Source organism: Kribbella speibonae (genome assembly GCF_004331375.1).
Lineage (GTDB): Bacteria > Actinomycetota > Actinomycetes > Propionibacteriales > Kribbellaceae > Kribbella > Kribbella sindirgiensis.
Genome location: NZ_SJKC01000008.1, coordinates 363,425 through 379,674, shown reverse-complemented (window position 1 = coordinate 379,674; position 16,250 = coordinate 363,425). Strand labels below are relative to the sequence as shown.

The window sequence follows — 16,250 nt, the reverse complement described above, 5'->3', positions numbered from 1 at the left end:
GAAGTGGATCGATCACTTTTTATTCGGCGGATCAAGGGAGGTGCCTGTGCGGTCGCTCGGCGCGCGACTCAGACGCGATTACCCTGTGCTTTTACTGGCGGTACCGGGGCTGCTCGTCCTGCTGGCGTTCCAGTACTACCCGCTCTGGGGCAACATCATCGCGTTCCAGGATTACCAGCCGTATTTGGGAATCGGGAAGAGTCTCTGGTCCGGATTCGACAATTTCTCCGTTATTTTCAGTGGTGATCCGGAATTTCTCAACGCGGTCCGGAATACCCTGATTCTGACCCTGATCCAGGCCGTGATCGTGTTTCCGGCGCCGATCGTGGTGGCGCTCGTCCTGCACAGCCTGCTGTCGAACAAGCTCCGGCAGATCGTGCAGACGATCATCTACCTGCCGCACTTCATGTCCTGGGTGATCGTGGTCGCGGTCTTCCAGCAGGTGCTGGGCGGGACCGGGATGATCAACAACTGGCTCCGCGGCCACGGCTACGACCCGCTGCACATCATCGGCAACGTCGAGGCCTTCCGCGCGCTGCTCACCTCGCAGGTCCTGTGGAAGGACACGGGCTGGGCGACGATCCTGTTCCTGGCCGTGCTGTCGCAGATCGACCGCTCGCTCTACGAGGCGTCGGCGGTGGACGGCGCGGGCCGCTGGCGGCAGACCTGGCACGTGACGCTGCCCGGCATGAAGCCGATCATCATCCTGCTGCTGATCCTCAAGCTCGGCGACTCGCTGACGGTCGGTTTCGAGCAGATCATCCTGCAGCAACAGGCGGTCGGCGTCGACGCCAGTGAGGTGCTCGACACCTACGTCTACAACAACGGCATCCTCGGCGGCGACTGGGGGGTGGCGGCAGCGGTCGGCCTGGTGAAGAGCGCCGTCGCACTCGCCCTCGTGCTGTCCGCGAACAAACTCGCGCACCGCTTCGGCGAGGAAGGGGTGTACCGCGGATGACCGCCTCGAAACCGCACCGCACGATGGTCGGCGGGATGCCGATGCCGGGTCTGACCGAGCGCGTCGTCAAGGCGATCTTCCTGACGATCATCTGCGGGGCCGTCGTGTTCCCGTTCATCGGCGTGATCTCCACCAGCCTCGCCCCGGCCGAAGAGGTCACCAAAGCGGGCGGGTTCGTCCTGTTCCCGACGCATGGGATCGACTTCACGGCGTACCGCTCGATCCTGTCCGGTGGGACCGTCACGCAGGCCCTGCTGATCAGCGGCTTCGTCACCGCCGTCGGTACGGCGATCGCGCTGGTCCTCACCTGCACACTCGGCTGGGCGTTGAGCCGCCGCGGCACCATCGGCAACCGTCCGCTGCTGCTGCTCGTGCTGATCAGCCTGCTGTTCAACCCGGGGCTGATTCCGTCGTACCTCGTCGTTCAGCAGTTCGGGCTGCTGGACAGCCTGTGGGCGGTGATCGTGCCGGTCAGTGTCAGCGCGTTCAACGTCATCGTCGTCCGCGCCTACTTCGCCGGCCTGCCCGCCGAGATCATCGACGCCGCCCGGATCGACGGCGCGTCGGAATGGAAACTGTTCCGGCACATCGGGCTGCCGCTGTCCAAGGCCGTGATCGCCGTCATCGGGCTGTTCTACGGCGTCGGCTACTGGAACAGCTTCTTCAACGCGCTCCTGTATCTCAACGACAGCAGCAAGTGGCCGTTGCAGCTGGTGCTGCGGACGTACGTCGTGAACGGCGTCGAGCTCGGCGGCCAGGACCTCGGGATGGCCGGCGAGGCGGTACCGCCGCAGACGTCCATCCAGATGGCGATCCTGATGATCTCGATCGTTCCGGTCCTCTGCGTCTACCCGTTCATCCAGCGCCACTTCGCCAAGGGCGTGCTCACCGGCGCCGTCAAGGGCTGACTCCCAAGACCTGCCCCAAGACCTGCCCAAAGACCTGGAAGTGAGGCAATACCCATGAGTGTCTACGATGCACGGCCGTTGGGCCGGCGGGCGGTGCTCGCCGGCGGCGCGGCGCTCGGACTGGCCGGTGCGGTCGGTTGTTCGAACGACGGCCGCGGCGGTTCCGGCGTGGCGAACGACGAGGCGTCCAAGTCGAAGATCCGGCCGGCGTACGAGCGGTACACCGGAGTGAAGCCCGATCTGGCCGGCGCCGAGTACAACATCCCGGACGCGTTCAACCGCTACCCGGCCAACCCGGTACAGGCGATCACGCAACCTCCGGGTGACGGCAAGCCGATCACGGTGACGACGTACACGAACACGCCGATTCCGCCGAAGCTCGAGCTGAACACGTTCTGGCAGGAGTTCAACAAGCGGGCCGGGTCGCCGTTGCAGGTGAACCTGACGCCGTCGGTGGACTACAACAAGAAGTTCGCGACCGTTGTCGCAGGCAACCAGCTGGGCGACCTGTTCATGGTCGGCGCGGTCCCGCAGGTCCCGCAGATGCTGGCCGCGAAGGCCGTCGACCTGACGCCGCACCTGTCCGGCGACAACATCAAGAAGTACCCGTACCTCGCCAACCTGCCCGAGGTCTGCTGGAACTCGGGCATCTTCGACGGGAAGATCTACGGGGTCCCGGTGCCGCGCGGCGCGATCAGCTCCCAGGTGATGTACAGCCGCGGCGACATCCTCGAGGCGCAGGGGCTGAAGGCCGAGGTGAAGAGCGCCGACGACTTCGTCGAGCTCTGCAAGGGCCTGACCGACAAGAAGCTGAACCGTTTCGCGCTGGCCACCGCGCCGACGCAGTACGTGCGGAACATGTTCGACATCCCGAACCAGTGGAGCAAGAACGGCGACGCGCTGCTCAGCTACCTGGAGCACGAGGCCCACGAGGAGGTCCTCGGGATCCTGCAGAAGCTCTGGAAGTCCGGGTACATCCATCCGGACGCGTACGCCGGGCAGAACCTGGACATGAAGACCCGGTTCGCGAACGGCTCCAGCCCGCTCGTCCAGGACACGTTCAGCGGCTGGCCGACGTACCTGCAGACCATGACCGACAAGAACGCCGAGATCGCGATCATCGCGCCGCCGCTGCACGACGGCTCGGGGCAGGGCAAGACCTGGCTCGGATCGCCCGCGATCGGCGTCACCGCGGTCAGCAAGAAGGCCGAGGCCCGGGTCGAGACGATGCTCGGGTACCTGAACTACCTGGCGACGCCGTTCGGCACGCAGGAGTACCTGTTCCGCAAGTTCGGTCTGCCCGGCGTCCACCACCGGCTGGTCGACGGCAACCCGGTCCTCAACGCGAAGGGTTTCAGCGAGACCCAGCTGGGCCTGAACTACCAGGCGGACGGGCCGTGGACGATCTTCCTGCCTGAGCGGACCGACGGTGCCGAGACCCAGTTCAACGCGATGAAGTCGGTGTGTCCGACCGCTCTGGCGAACCCGGCCGCCGGCCTGTACTCCGAGACGAACACCCGCAAGGGCGGACAGATCGGCGATGCCGTCAACCAGGTCGCCGACGACATCGTCCAAGGCCGGAAGCCCGTTTCGGCCTGGGCCGCCGCGGTGAAGAAGTGGAAGAGCGACGGCGGCGACAAGATCGCCGATGAGCTCGCCCAGGCGCTGAAGTCGTCCCGCTGAGCTGTCATGAAAAGGGGACTGCTGGCGATCGTGGCGGCTGTGCTGATCTCAGGAGGGATCGCGGTGACCCCGGCACACGGTGAAGCGTCCGGCAGCGTCGTCGAGTCGCCGGACCGCGGACTGCGGGTCGCGATCGGCACCGTGGGCGGGCGCATCACCTACAGCGTGACGAAGTACGGCAAACCGCTCGTCGGGGCGTCCGGCCTCGGTCTGGATCTCGCCGGACGCCCCAGCCTCACCCAGGGCATGGCCGTCGAATCGGTCGAACGCCGCAGGATCGACGAGACCTGGAAACCTGTCTGGGGTACGTCGAGCGAGGTCCGGAACCACGCGAACGAACTGACCCTGCGCACGGTCCAGGCCGGGACCGGGTTCAAGCTCGACGTGGTGTTCCGGGTGTTCGACGACGGTGTCGGTTTCCGCTACCACTTCCCGGATCAGCCCGGTCTGGACGCGTACGCCGTCACCGCCGAGCGGACCGAGTTCGCCCTCGATCCCGCCGCGAGAAGCTGGTCGCTCGCGGCGGGAACGACCTGGTCCGCCGACGAGCAGCACTATCGGGACCAGCCGCTGTCCACCGTCGCGACCGCGCAGACGCCGATTACCGTCGCACCCGCCGCCGATTCGTACGTTGTGGTGCACGAGGCGGGCCTGATCGACTACCCGAGCATGACGTTGAAGGCGGTCGCGGGACAGCCCGGCCGGTTCAGCAGCGAACTGATCGCGCTGCCGGACGGCACCAAGGCGAACCTGAGCGGCGAGTTCTCCACACCGTGGCGCACCCTGACCGTCGGCGACCGCCCCGGCGACCTGGCCGAGTCCCACCTGATCGAGAACCTCAACGATCCGTGCGCGATCTGCGCGGACACGTCCTGGATCAAGCCTGCGACGTACGTCGGTGTGTGGTGGGAGCTGCAGCGCCGGCAGACGACGTGGACCGCCGGCCCGAAGCACGGGGCGACGACCGCGCGCGTCAAGGAGTACATCGATCTGGCCAAGCAGGCGGGTGCCGGGTTCGTGCTCGCCGAAGGCTGGAACACCAACGCCGGCGGCGCGTGGGCGGACCAGGATTTCGTGACCCCGCAGGCCGACTTCGACCTGCCCGAGGTGCTGCGGTACGCCGCGGCGAACGGCGTCGGGTTCATCGCCCACAACGAGACCCGCGGCGACGTCGACTACTACGACCAGAACCTGGAGCGGATCTTCTCCCGGTACGAAAAGCTCGGCATCCACGCGGTGAAGACCGGCTACGCCACCAAGTTCGTGCTCGGCGGGGTCAACCGCAGTCACTTCGACCAGGAAGCTGTCCGGCACTTCCAGCGGGTGATCGACGTGGCGGCCCGGCACCACATCACGGTCGACGCCCACGAGGCGATCAAGCCGACCGGTCTGACGCGCACCTACCCGAACCTGATGACCGGCGAAGGTGTCGCCGGGATGGAACAGCAGAACTACATGGGCGCCAAGGGCAACCCGCCCGCGCAGGCGACGATCCTGCCCTTCACGCGCTTCCTCGGCGGACCCGCCGACTACACGCCCGGTGTGCTCAACGTCACCTGGGACCCGGCCCGGCTCGGCACCCGCGTCCAGACCACCTCGGCGGCACAGCTCGCGTTGTACCCGACGTTCTTCAGCCCGATGCAGATGCTCGCCGACACACCGGAGAACTACGCGGCACATCCCGGCTTCGCCTTTCTCAAGGACATGCCGGCCACCTGGGACGAGACCCGCGTCCTGGACAGCGCGATCGGCGACTACGTCACGACGGCCCGCCGGAGCGGCAAGACGTGGTACCTCGGCGCGATCACCGACGAGAACAACCGGGCTCTCCAGGTGCCGCTGTCGTTCCTCCCGCGCGGCACCTTCGTCGCCGAGACGTACGCCGACGCCCAGGACACGACCTGGAAGGGCAATCCGCTGCCCGTCGAGATCCGCAGGACGCTGGTCAGCTCGTCGACCCGGTTGTCCATGTCGCTCGTCGGTGGCGGCGGCCAGGCGGTGAAGCTGAGGCCGGCGACCGCGGATGAGGTCCGCCAGTTGCCGTCGTACGCCGTACCTCGGGTGCGCTACGGAATGCCGGAGGCGACCCTGGACCCGGCCACCCAGGAGCTCACCGTGAAGACCCGGCTCACGAATGCGGGCAGCACCGTGGCGGAGTTCCGGACCCAGGTGTACGTCGACGGGCGCGCCAGCGGTGACGCCCAACCCGTCCGTGTCGCGGGCGGTGGAACCCGGACAGCCGACTTCACGATTCCCGCGGCCGCCGTACCCGACCGTGACTTCACGGTGGCGGTCGGGGAGCGGAGCCGGGCCGTCGCGGTCCCGCAGGCGCGATCGCTGCTTGAGATCGTTCACGACCTGCGAAGGTCCGGCGAGGTAACCTCTTCATCGATGCACATGCTGCAGCGAGGGATCCTCACGGCGGACGCAGAACTCCGCAAGGGCGACACCACCGGCCGGCTCCTGGCCCTTCAGGACGTCCGCCGGTCGCTCTACGGTCTTCCCGTCGCCGAGGTGACCGCGCAGGCCCGCGCGACCATCGACGATCGACTCACGATCCGGCTCGGCGCACCGCAAGGGCTCTTCGCGATCGCGCTGAAGGTCCGGCTGGCGACCGACGCCGGGCGCCTCGACAAGCCGCTGTCCGACCAGCTCGGCGCAGCGCTCGAAGCCGCCATCACCGCGGCGACCGCGGACGACGCGGCAGGCATGCGGGAGGCTCTCCACGGGTTCACCGCCCTGGTGGAAGCCGGACCGATCGACCCTGACGTCGCGGCCGAGCTGCTGACCGCGAGCAGTGCGTTGACGGACGGACCTCGCACGATCGAGGCGGAGAGCGCGCAACTCGTCGGCGGTGCCTGCCGGCGGACCGATCACTCCGGCTACACCGGGTCCGGGTTTGTGGCGTGTTTGAAGACCCAGGGCAGCGGGGTGCGGTTCGAGGCTCCGGCCGACGGCCTCTACACCGTCCGCCTCCGGTATGCGAACGCGATCGGCACCACCCAGACCATGACCTTCGCCAGCGGGACGCAGTCGGTCCAGCTCCAGCTACCCACCCTGCCGAACTGGGACACCTGGTCGGATCACGAGGTCAGCCTGTCGCTCAGCCGGGCGACGCCGCTGACCTTCGCGTTCGGACCGAACGACAACGGCAACGTGAACCTCGACTCCATCACCCTCGAAGCCGACCCGGGCGTCGTCGGCCGACATCGGAAGGAACACCCTTGAACTCCAGTCAACCCATCAGATTCGCCGCCGTCGGGCTCGACCACGCGCACATCTTCGGGCAGGTCGCCGGCCTGCTCGCGGCCGGTGCGACGTTCGTCGGGATGGCCACCGACGACCCGTCGGCGGCGGTCGCGGTGACGGTACGGGAGCGCTATCCCGACGTACCCGTGATCGAGGATCCCGACGAGTTGATCGCGCAGGACGGGATCGACCTGATCGTGACCGCCGCCGTACCGGACCGGCGCGGGCCGATCGCGGTCGCGGCGCTGCGGGCCGGCAAGGACGTGATGGCCGACAAGCCCGGGTGCGTCACCCTCGAGCAGCTGGAGGAGGTCGAGAAGGCGGTCGACCAGAGCGGCCGGTTCTGGTCGGTGACGTTCTCCGAGCGGTTCGAGGTCAAGTGCGTCGTCAAGGCCGGTGAGCTGGTCCGCGAGGGCAGGATCGGCACCGTCGTCCAGACGCTCGGGACCGGGCCGCACCGGATCGGGGACCGCGGTCATCTGGCCGGTGGCGGCGGCCGTCCGGACTGGTTCTACGACAAGGCCCGGTACGGCGGCATCCTGACCGATATCGCCTCGCACCAGATCGACCAGTTCCTCTGGTTCACCGGCGCGCGGACCGCCGAGGTGGTGACGAGCGCGGTCGGGAACTTCGCCAACCCCGACGAGCCGGGCCTGCAGGACTTCGGCGAGCTCCTGCTGCGCAGCGGCAACGCCCAGGGCTACATCCGGGTCGACTGGTACACCCCGGACGGGTTGCCGACGTGGGGCGACGGCCGGCTGACCGTGCTCGGCACGGAGGGCTACATCGAGATGCGCAAGTACGTCGACATCGCGGGCCGCGACGGCGGCAACCACCTGTTCCTGGTGGACAAGGACGGCACGCACTACATCGACTGCTCGGACGTCGAGCTGACCTACTACTCCGACGTACTGAACGACGTCCGGAACCGGACCGCCACCGCCGCACCGCAGGAGCACACGTTCGAAACCATGCGGCTGGCGCTGACCGCCCAGCAGAACGCCGCCGTCCGCGGAGCCGCCCAGTGACGGAGCCGATGACAGCGAAGATCGCGATCGTCGGCTGCGGCAACATCAGCCGACGGCACGCGGAGGCCTACGCGAACACCGGCCGGACCGAGCTCGTCGGTGTCGCGGACATCGTCGAGGCGAAGGCGCAGGAGCTGGCGGGCAAGTACGGCGGGACGCCGTACGCGAGTGTGACGGAGCTGCTGGCGGCGGAGGACCCGGATCTGGTCTCGGTGACGACGCCGCCCGGCAGTCATGCCGAGATCGCGATCGAGATCCTTGCCGCCGGTAAGTCGGTGCTCCTGGAGAAGCCGCCGGTGCTGAGTCTGGCCGAGATGGACGCGGTCGCGGAGGCCGAGCAGGCGAGCGCCGGATCGGTGTGGGTGATCTTCCAGCACCGGCACGGCTCCGGCGCTCTGCGCGCAGCCGACCTCCTCGGCCGCGGCGCGCTTGGCCGTCCGCTGGTCGCGGTCTGCGAGACGTTGTGGTTCCGGCCGCTCAGCTATTTCGACCCTGACTGGCGTGGTACGTGGGTCGGCGAAGGCGGCGGGCCGACGCTCGGTCACGGCATCCACCAGATCGACCTCCTGCTGCATCTGCTGGGGCCGTGGCGGACGATCAACGCCACCGCCGTACGGCTCGGTCGGCCGGTCGAGTTCGAGGACGTGTCGATGGCGTCGGTGATCTTCGAGAGCGACGCGGTCGGGACCGTGATCAACAGCCTGCTGTCGCCGCGGGAGCTGAGCAGGATCCGGATCGACACCGCCGGCGGAACGCTCGAGGTCAACCACGTCTACGGCTACTCCGACGGGGACTGGACGTTCCACCCGGCTCCCGACGCGGCGAAGGCCGCGACACTCGGCATCGACCCCGGCGTCCGGAAGACAGCGATCGAGTCGAGTGTGGCCGACGATCCGTGGACCGCTTCGGCAGGTGAGGATGTGCCGAGCAATCACGAAGCGCAGATCAGCCGCCTGATCGACGACCTGCAGGCAGGCCGGCCCCACGAGACCACCCTGGCCGGCACCCGGCCGACGATGGAGTTCGTCACCGCGCTCTACGCCTCGGCGATCACCGGCCGCCCGGTCGACCGCACCGACCTGACACCGGACCACCCGTTCTACCAAGCCCTCCACGGCAACACCCCGAAAACCGAACTCAGCGAGTCGTTCCGTCCCTGAGAGGATCTCTGGTGTTCTCGACATTCGACGTGCCCGTTCTTCCCGATGGTGTGGTGAGTCGGTCGATCAATGCCGAGAACCGGACCGGGGCGCCCGGCGCGGGTGCGCGGGCCGCGTCGGCGCTCGGTCCTGGACGCAAGGGTTCGCCCGCTGTGCAGCTTGCCGCGGGGGAGACCCTCACGCTGGCCGAGATCGAGGGGCCGGGGGTGATTCGGCACATCTGGCTGACTGTTGCCGATCGCACCGATCGTGGTCCGTTCGTCCTGCGGGACCTCGTGCTGCGGGCCTACTGGGACGGCTCGGACCTGCCGTCGGTCGAGGTACCGCTCGGGGACTTCTTCTGCAACGGGTTCGGTACGCGCGCCCTTGTCACCTCGGCACCGATCGTCGTCGCGCCGACCGGCGGGATGAACTGCTACTTCCCGATGCCGTTCCGCGCCGGCGCCCGGCTGACCTTGGAGAACCAGCACGCCGGCGACGTCGGCTCGGTGTACTTCCAGGTCGACTACACCCAGGGCGACGACCTCGACCCGGGTACGCCGTACTTCCACGCCCAGTGGCGGCACTCCGACGGTACGGCGGCGCTGGGCACCGACCATGTGATCCTCGACGGGGTCTCAGGACGGGGCACGTACGTCGGGACGTACCTCGCGCTGACCTCACTGCACCGCTACTGGTGGGGCGAGGGTGAGGTGAAGTTCTTCGTCGACGACGATGACGAGTTCCCGACGTTGTGCAGCACCGGCCTCGAGGACTACGCGGGCGGCGCGTGGGCCTTCCAGGACGCGCTGCGCGCCGACCCGGAGCCGGAGATCCTCACGTTCAGCGCGCCGTACTGCGGCTATCCGTTCCACTCGGCGCGGGACCGTACGAAGGCCTCGCCGTTCTCGACCGAGGCCCTGCCGATGCACGGCCTCTACCGGTGGCACCTCCCCGATCCGATCCACTTCACCGAGCGACTGAAGGTCACCGTTCAGCAGATCGGCGCCTGGGACCACGGCCTCTTCGAGCGCCAGGACGACATCGCCACCACGGCGTACTGGTACCAAATCGCACCGCACGCTCCGTTCCCGCCGCTTCCGGCAGTGCACCTCAGGCATCCCCGCTAAGGTCGCGGGCCCAAGGGGTCTTCGGTGGGAGGTGTCGGGGTGCGGCGGGTGGTGTTGGTGAGGGAGCGTTCGGGGAGCCAGATGACGAAGGTGGTGCCGATGCCCAGTTCGGAGTGCAGGGTGACGGTGCCGCCGTGGGATTCGGCGATCTGGCGGACGATGGCGAGGCCGAGACCCGCTCGGCGCTGGCCTGAGGAAGGAACAGTGGCAGGAGGTTGTTGCTGGCCCGCGCGGTAGAAGCGGTCGAAGACGCGGTCGGCGTCGTCGGGCGCGATGCCGGGGCCCTCGTCGCGGACCGCGATCCAGGCCCAGCCGTTGCGGCTGCCGACCGCGAGAACGAGTTCGCTGCCGCCGCGGGCCAGGCGGACCGCATTCGAGAGCAGGTTGTCGACGGCGCGCCGCAGCGCGGACGCGTCCCCGGCGGCGGTCGGGCCGGGCGAGAGACGGCGTACGACGTGCAGCTCGCGATCGGCTGCCAGCAGTTCGTACTCCTCGGCCGCCTCGCCCGCGATCGTGGCGAGGTCCACGTCGGCGTCGACGAAGGCCGGTGACGACCGGCGGGCCGAGGCGAGGAGGTCCTCGACGAGGCGGGTCATCCGCTGGATCGCGCGGCCGACGATCGCGGTGGCCTGGGCGCGGTCGTCCGGCGGCGTGTCGTCGTGCGCGAGGACCGCGTCGACGTTCGCCTGGATCACGGCGAGTGGGTTCCGGAGTTCGTGAGAAGCGTCGTCGACGAGCTGGCGCTGGGTCAGGAACGCGGTCTCGAGCCGGCCGAGCATCCCGTCGACGGTGTCGGCCAGGTTACGCAGCTCGTCGTGCGGTCCTTCGAGGGCGATCCGGCGGGACAGATCGGTCGCGGAGATCTCCTGTGCGGTCGCCGTGATCCGCCGTACCGGACGCAGAACACGGCCCGACAACCACCAGCCGGTGCCGAGGCTGACCAGGAACAACGCGCCCATCCCGGCCGCTGAGTAGTCCCGTAGGGTCTGGAGCGTCTGGTAGTTCACCGCGGACTGGACACTCGAGAGCTCGGCGGCCTGGATCACCTCGCCCTGCTTCAGCTGGATGTTGCCGTGGGCATCCTTGTAGTACTTCTTGACCGGGATCTGGTCCAGCGGCTTCGGCTCGAGGATCTGGGACAGCGCGACGTACACGCCGCCGAGCAGGAGCGCGGACAGCGCGATCAGTACGGCGGAGTATGTGAGCGTCAGGCGGAACCGGATGGTCTGCGCCCAGGGCGGGAATTTCATGTGTCACCTCTGAGGCGGTAGCCGCGGCCGATCACGGTCTCCAGGATGGGGTCTTCGCCCTCGCGCGCGAGTTTGCGGCGCAGGGTGCCGACGGTCACGCGGACGGTCTGGGTGAACGGGTCCGCGTTCTCGTCCCAGACGTGTTCGAGCAGTTCCTCGGCCGAGATGACGTGCCCGGGGCGCGACATCAGGTACCGCAGGATGCCGAACTCTTTCAGCGTCAGCGGGAGCTCACGTCCGGCGCGGGTGGCGAGATGGCGGGACGAGTCCAGCACGAGGTCGCCGACGTGCAGCTGCGTCGTACCGTTGGTGACGTCGCGGCGGAGCAGGGCGCGGATCCGGGCGAGCAACTCGACGAGCGCGAACGGCTTCGTCAGGTAGTCGTCGGCGCCTTCGTCGAGCCCGCGGACGCGGTCCGCCAGCGAGGCGCGGGCGGTCAGCATCAGGACCCGCAGCTCCCGTCCGGACGCCACCTCGATCTCGCCGCGGCGGACCGCACGGCACAGGTCGAGGCCGCTGGTGTCCGGCAGCGTGATGTCCAGGATCGCCAGGTCGTACGGCGTGGTCGCGAGCTTCTCGATCGCCTCGGCGCCTGTGGTGGCCGCGTCCACGGCGTACCCGGCCCGGCCGAGTCCCGAGCGCAGCGCGCTGACCAGGCCTTCCTCGTCCTCCACCACAAGTAGTCGCACGCAACCAAGGTAGCGGGGGAGCCGAGCGTCTCCGCTCTGCGCTTTCGCCGGGCTTTCGGTCGGCTTTCCGGTCGTTTTCGTGGCCTCTTGATGAGCTGTGGCCAATCGAGTCGAAGGAGATCCTGATGAAACTCCCGGTGAAACGTCTGATCCTCGGCAGTGCGGTGGCGGTCGCGGCGCTCGGCGCCGGCGGGATCGCGTACGCGGCCGGAAACGACCCGGCGGTTCCCGAGCAGGGCTATGTGACGGTCGATGAGGGCGCGACCACGCCATCACCGTCCCAGTCGCCCTCGAAGGACTGCCCGGAGAAGAGCGGTGGCGGTACCGGCGAGGGTACGGCGCAGCCGTCCGAGCAGAACCCCGCTGGAAACGCATGAATGCGGCAACGCTCGAACACGCCTTGTTCGAGGTGAAGCGGGTCGTCGTCGGGCAGGACCATCTGGTCGAGCGGATGCTCGTCGGGTTGCTGGCCCGCGGCCACTGCCTGCTGGAAGGCGTACCGGGAGTCGCGAAGACACTCGCGGTGCGCACGCTGGCGGAGGTGATCGGCGGGCAGTTCTCGCGGCTGCAGTTCACCCCGGACCTGGTGCCCGGCGACATCATGGGCACCCGGATCTGGCGGCCGTCCGCGGAGGGATTCGACACCGAGCTCGGTCCGGTGTTCGCCAACCTGGTCCTCGCGGACGAGATCAACCGTGCACCGGCGAAGGTGCAGTCCGCGTTGCTCGAGGCGATGGCCGAACACCAGGTCAGCATCGGCGGTACGTCGTACCCGCTGCCGGAACCGTTCCTGGTGCTCGCGACCCAGAACCCGATCGAGTCCGACGGGGTGTACGCGTTGCCCGAGGCGCAGCGGGACCGGTTCCTGCTGAAGATCACGGTCGACTACCCGACGCCGTTGGAGGAGCTGACGATCCTGCAGCGGATGAGCGCGCATCGCCCGCACGCGAACGCCGTACTCACGCCGGAGCAGGTCGCACAGTTGCAGGAGGCAACGGACGACGTGTTCGTCCACAACGCGGTCGCCGAGTACGTCGTACGCCTGGTGCACGCGACCCGGGTGCCGGCGCAGTACGGGATCCAGGACCTGGCCGGCGTATTGGAGTTCGGTGCGAGCCCCCGCGCCACTTTGGGACTGGTCGCGGCCGGCCGGGCCTTGGCGTTGCTGCGCGGGCGGGACTACGTGTTGCCGGCCGACGTGTACGACGTCGCGCTCGACGTGATGTCGCACCGGCTGGTGCTCACGTTCGACGCACTGGCCGACGGGGTCGATCCGCGGTCGGTCGTCGCGCGGATCCTGCAGACCATCGAACAGCCGCACGTCGTACCCGCCGACGACGCTCAAGGGTCGGCGGCATGAACGACCTGCTGGCCGGCCGGGAGCGTGCGCTGCGCGCCCTCGAACTGACGGTGAAGCGCAAGCTGGAAGGTTTCCTGCACGGCGAGATCACCGGTCTGCGCAGCGGTCCCGGCAGCGAGCCCAACGAGGCGCGTCCGTACCAGGCAGGCCAGGACGACGTACGGCGGATGGACTGGAACGTCACCGCTCGCTCGCTGGAACCGCATGTGCGCGCACCGCTGGCCGAGCGGGAACTGGAGACGTGGGCGTTGCTGGACGCGTCGGCGAGCATGGACTTCGGGACCGCGCTCAGCGAGAAACGCGACGTGGCCATCGCTGTCGTCGGAGCGGTCGGTCTGCTGTCCGACCGCCCCGGCAACCGGCTCGGCGTACGAATTGCCCTGGGCAACGACCTTCGCCGTCTCCCGGCGGCGTCCGGCGCGGTCCAGCTCCGCCGTACCCTTCGCACCCTGTTGACGTTGCCCCGGCCCGAACCCGGCGCCTGTCCCAGAACAGATCTGGGTCACGCGATCAGCCGCCTGAACCGCGATCACGCACGCCCCGGGCTGCGGGTGATCGTGTCGGACTTCCACGAAGACGACTGGTCGGACCAGTTGCGAAGACTGGCCGCCCGCCACGAGGTGATCGCGGTAGAAGTGCTGGACCCACGCGAGCTGGAGCTCCCCGAGGTGGGTCTGCTCACGCTCGTCGACCCGGAGACCGGCCGGCGGCGGGAGATCCAGACCGCGAACCGCAAACTCCGCCGCCGGTACGCCGACGCGATGGCCGCGCACCGCTCGAAGACCGCCCAGGCGATCCGGTCCGCCGGTGCCGCGCATCTCGTACTGCGCACCGATACCGACTGGGTCCGTGACGTCGCGGCGTTCACCACCGCACGGCGCCGCGCCGGCGTACGACGGAACCCGACTGCTGTGAGGACCAGATGAGATTCGAGCAACCCCTGTGGCTCTGGCTGCTGGTGCTGGTCGTCGCGCTCGTGGCGGCGTACCTCATCGCCCAGCGACGCAGGACGAAGTACGCCGTCCGCTTCGCGACCCTCCCGATGCTGGAGAAGGTCGCCCCTGTACGGCCCGGCTGGCGCCGGCACGCGCCGGCCGCGGCCTTTCTCGCCGCGCTGACCGTACTGACGATCGCGATCGCCCGGCCGGTCGCCGACATCCGGGTCCCGCGTGAGCGCGCCACCGTGCTGGTCGCGATGGACGTCTCGAACTCGATGGCGGCCACCGATGTCGCGCCGAACCGGTTCGAGACCGCCAAGCAGGCGGCGATCGAGTTCGTGCGGGACCTGCCGGAGAAGTTCAACGTCGGGCTGGTGTCGTTCGCGCGGACGGCGACCGTGGTGTCGGCGCCGAGTACGAACCACCAGGCGACGGTCGACGCGATCAACAGTCTGCAGCTGCGCGACTCGACGGCGATCGGGGACGCCGTTCTCACCAGCCTGCAGGCGGTCCGGTCGATCGACCCGGACGATCCGCCGCCGAGCCGGATCGTGCTGCTGTCCGACGGCGGCAACACCGCGGGCAGCCCGGTCGACGAGGCGGCCGAGGCGGCGGCGCAGGCCGGCGTACCGGTGTCGACGATCGCGTACGGCACACCTGAGGGGACTGTGAACCTGGAAGGGCGCGACGTACCGGTCCCGGCCGACACCGAGGCGCTGAAGGGTCTCGCGGACGCGACCAGCGGGTCCTTCTACGAGGCCGAGAACGACGAGCAGTTGCGCGATGTGTACTCCGACCTGCAGTCCTCCATCGGCTGGACCACCGAGCCCCGCGAGATCACCAACCTGGTCGCGGGCATCGCCCTCGCTGCAGCCCTCCTGGCCGCCCTCGCCTCGCTCCTCTGGTTCTCCCGCCTCCCGTGATCAGGAGCTCTCATGCCACCCCACCTAGGCAACCCCTTCCGAGGCCCCGACTACATCCCAGGCCCAGCACCCGCCAAGGCCGCGCCGGCCGCCCCCGGCCCACCACCCTCCGGCTCCGTCACCCCGGCCACCGTTCGGGAGAGGATCCCCTCATTCGTTCCCTCCTCTCCCGCCGCGGCACCTCAGGCCGGGGTGACGGTCACCCCACCCATCCCGCCAGCCGCCCGACCTCGCGCGGGCCGTCGGCGAGCCGGTGTCGTCATCGGCACGCTCGCCCTCTCCATCGCGGCCGGTGGACTGGCCGGCGCCGTCACCGGCTCCCGCGACCCCGCACCCATCGACCTCCCGCAAGCCGCAGCCCCACCAGCAGCAGCCCAAGGCTCCATCACCGCGGCCGCCGCGAGCGTCCTACCAGGAGTGGTGTCAGTACGCGCGGGCCGCGCAACCGGCTCCGGGTTCGCGATCGACCAGCAAGGCCACGTGGTCACCAACGCCCACGTCGTGGAAGGAGCGAGTGATGTCTCACTGGTCCTGTCGAACGGCCGTACCGTCGACGCCCGCGTCATCGGCGCCGACGAGGACAACGACCTCGCCGTACTCCAGGTCTCGACCGCCGACGCCGCGGGCCTGCGCGCGCTCACGCTCGGCCGGTCCGCACAACTCCGGGTCGGCGACCCGGTGCTGGCCGTCGGATCCCCACTCGGCCTGGAAGGAACCGTGACCGCCGGCATCGTCAGCGCCGTCGACCGCCAGGCCCGCTTCGGCGACAACAACACCCGCCAGTCAGCCATCCAGACCGACGCCGCCATCAACCCCGGCAATTCCGGCGGCCCCCTCGTCAACACCGCCGGCCAGGTAGTAGGCGTCAACACCGCCATAGCCACCCTGGGCACCACCCGCGCAGGCAACATAGGAATCGGCTTCGCCATCCCAGTAGACCGAATGACCACCATCGTCAAATCTCTCCTCGACTGACGAGGCAGTGGAAAGAGCTG

Annotated in this window: 14 protein-coding genes; 12 read left to right on the top strand and 2 right to left on the bottom strand. The window is 68.8% G+C overall.

Annotated features, from left to right (window positions below):
* The first annotated feature begins 46 nt into the window (after positions 1–46).
* From E0H92_RS40670 to E0H92_RS40640, 7 genes are read left to right on the top strand one after another with little or no spacing between them, the layout of a single operon-like run.
* On the top strand, positions 47–958 hold the full coding sequence (locus E0H92_RS40670; RefSeq protein WP_238152818.1) for an ABC transporter permease: 912 nt from the start codon (positions 47–49) through the stop codon (positions 956–958).
* The gene (locus E0H92_RS40665) at positions 955–1,866 is read left to right on the top strand and encodes a carbohydrate ABC transporter permease (protein ID WP_238152819.1); all 912 of its coding nucleotides are present in this window, start codon (positions 955–957) and stop codon (positions 1,864–1,866) included. Before E0H92_RS40670 ends, E0H92_RS40665 begins: the two co-directional genes overlap by 4 nt.
* Before the next feature lie 54 nt (positions 1,867–1,920).
* Positions 1,921–3,549: a type 2 periplasmic-binding domain-containing protein gene (locus E0H92_RS40660; protein ID WP_131500048.1), complete on the top strand. Its 1,629-nt coding sequence runs from the start codon at positions 1,921–1,923 to the stop codon at positions 3,547–3,549.
* 6 nt (positions 3,550–3,555) lie between these two features.
* Positions 3,556–6,777, top strand: a complete 3,222-nt coding sequence (locus tag E0H92_RS40655) for a glycoside hydrolase family 97 N-terminal domain-containing protein (protein ID WP_131500047.1) — start codon at positions 3,556–3,558, stop codon at positions 6,775–6,777.
* Positions 6,774–7,826, top strand: a complete 1,053-nt coding sequence (locus E0H92_RS40650) for a Gfo/Idh/MocA family protein (protein ID WP_131463091.1) — start codon at positions 6,774–6,776, stop codon at positions 7,824–7,826. The genes E0H92_RS40655 and E0H92_RS40650 overlap by 4 nt, the downstream gene beginning before the upstream one ends.
* An 8-nt stretch (positions 7,827–7,834) precedes the next feature.
* Positions 7,835–8,986 (top strand): Gfo/Idh/MocA family protein, encoded by a 1,152-nt coding sequence (locus E0H92_RS40645; RefSeq protein ID WP_131500046.1) that lies wholly within the window; start codon positions 7,835–7,837, stop codon positions 8,984–8,986.
* Between the two features lie 11 nt (positions 8,987–8,997).
* Positions 8,998–10,095 (top strand): glycoside hydrolase family 172 protein, encoded by a 1,098-nt coding sequence (locus tag E0H92_RS40640; protein ID WP_131500045.1) that lies wholly within the window; start codon positions 8,998–9,000, stop codon positions 10,093–10,095.
* Here the strand turns inward: E0H92_RS40640 and E0H92_RS40635 are convergent.
* Positions 10,092–11,345 carry a sensor histidine kinase gene (locus tag E0H92_RS40635; protein ID WP_131463094.1) on the bottom strand — a complete coding sequence of 418 codons (1,254 nt, stop codon included), beginning with the start codon at positions 11,343–11,345 and terminating at the stop codon, positions 10,092–10,094. The two genes, E0H92_RS40640 and E0H92_RS40635, sit on opposite strands and share 4 nt — an antisense overlap.
* A complete protein-coding gene (locus tag E0H92_RS40630) occupies positions 11,342–12,034 on the bottom strand; it encodes a response regulator transcription factor (RefSeq protein WP_131500044.1) in 693 nt (230 codons plus the stop codon). Before E0H92_RS40630 ends, E0H92_RS40635 begins: the two co-directional genes overlap by 4 nt.
* 125 nt (positions 12,035–12,159) lie before the next feature.
* Here E0H92_RS40630 and E0H92_RS40625 point away from each other — a divergent pair, with 125 nt between their 5' ends.
* The 5 genes from E0H92_RS40625 to E0H92_RS40605 all read left to right on the top strand — a co-directional run bounded on the left by E0H92_RS40625 (position 12,160) and on the right by E0H92_RS40605 (position 16,230).
* Positions 12,160–12,411, top strand: a complete 252-nt coding sequence (locus tag E0H92_RS40625) for a hypothetical protein (RefSeq protein WP_131500043.1) — start codon at positions 12,160–12,162, stop codon at positions 12,409–12,411.
* Complete coding sequence (locus tag E0H92_RS40620; RefSeq protein ID WP_131296800.1) at positions 12,408–13,394, top strand: AAA family ATPase; 987 nt, start codon at positions 12,408–12,410, stop codon at positions 13,392–13,394. Before E0H92_RS40625 ends, E0H92_RS40620 begins: the two co-directional genes overlap by 4 nt.
* Positions 13,391–14,320, top strand: coding sequence for a DUF58 domain-containing protein (locus E0H92_RS40615; RefSeq protein ID WP_131500042.1), 930 nt, complete (start codon positions 13,391–13,393; stop codon positions 14,318–14,320). Before E0H92_RS40620 ends, E0H92_RS40615 begins: the two co-directional genes overlap by 4 nt.
* Positions 14,317–15,255, top strand: coding sequence for a VWA domain-containing protein (locus tag E0H92_RS40610; protein ID WP_131463098.1), 939 nt, complete (start codon positions 14,317–14,319; stop codon positions 15,253–15,255). The genes E0H92_RS40615 and E0H92_RS40610 overlap by 4 nt, the downstream gene beginning before the upstream one ends.
* A 192-nt stretch (positions 15,256–15,447) precedes the next feature.
* Entirely contained in the window at positions 15,448–16,230 is a 783-nt protein-coding gene (locus E0H92_RS40605) for a S1C family serine protease (protein ID WP_238173811.1), read from the top strand.
* Positions 16,231–16,250: the final 20 nt, after the last annotated feature.

Bases quoted from the DNA above. Each gene is read 5' to 3' on its own strand.
- E0H92_RS40620 (WP_131296800.1), top strand. From the start codon at position 12,408: ATGAATGCGGCAACGCTCGAACACGCCTTGTTCGAGGTGAAGCGGGTC.
- E0H92_RS40635 (WP_131463094.1), bottom strand. From the start codon at position 11,345: ATGAAATTCCCGCCCTGGGCGCAGACCATCCGGTTCCGCCTGACGCTC.
- E0H92_RS40660 (WP_131500048.1), top strand. From the start codon at position 1,921: ATGAGTGTCTACGATGCACGGCCGTTGGGCCGGCGGGCGGTGCTCGCC.
- E0H92_RS40610 (WP_131463098.1), top strand. From the start codon at position 14,317: ATGAGATTCGAGCAACCCCTGTGGCTCTGGCTGCTGGTGCTGGTCGTC.
- E0H92_RS40655 (WP_131500047.1), top strand. From the start codon at position 3,556: ATGAAAAGGGGACTGCTGGCGATCGTGGCGGCTGTGCTGATCTCAGGA.
- E0H92_RS40665 (WP_238152819.1), top strand. From the start codon at position 955: ATGACCGCCTCGAAACCGCACCGCACGATGGTCGGCGGGATGCCGATG.
- E0H92_RS40625 (WP_131500043.1), top strand. From the start codon at position 12,160: ATGAAACTCCCGGTGAAACGTCTGATCCTCGGCAGTGCGGTGGCGGTC.
- E0H92_RS40615 (WP_131500042.1), top strand. From the start codon at position 13,391: ATGAACGACCTGCTGGCCGGCCGGGAGCGTGCGCTGCGCGCCCTCGAA.
- E0H92_RS40645 (WP_131500046.1), top strand. From the start codon at position 7,835: ATGACAGCGAAGATCGCGATCGTCGGCTGCGGCAACATCAGCCGACGG.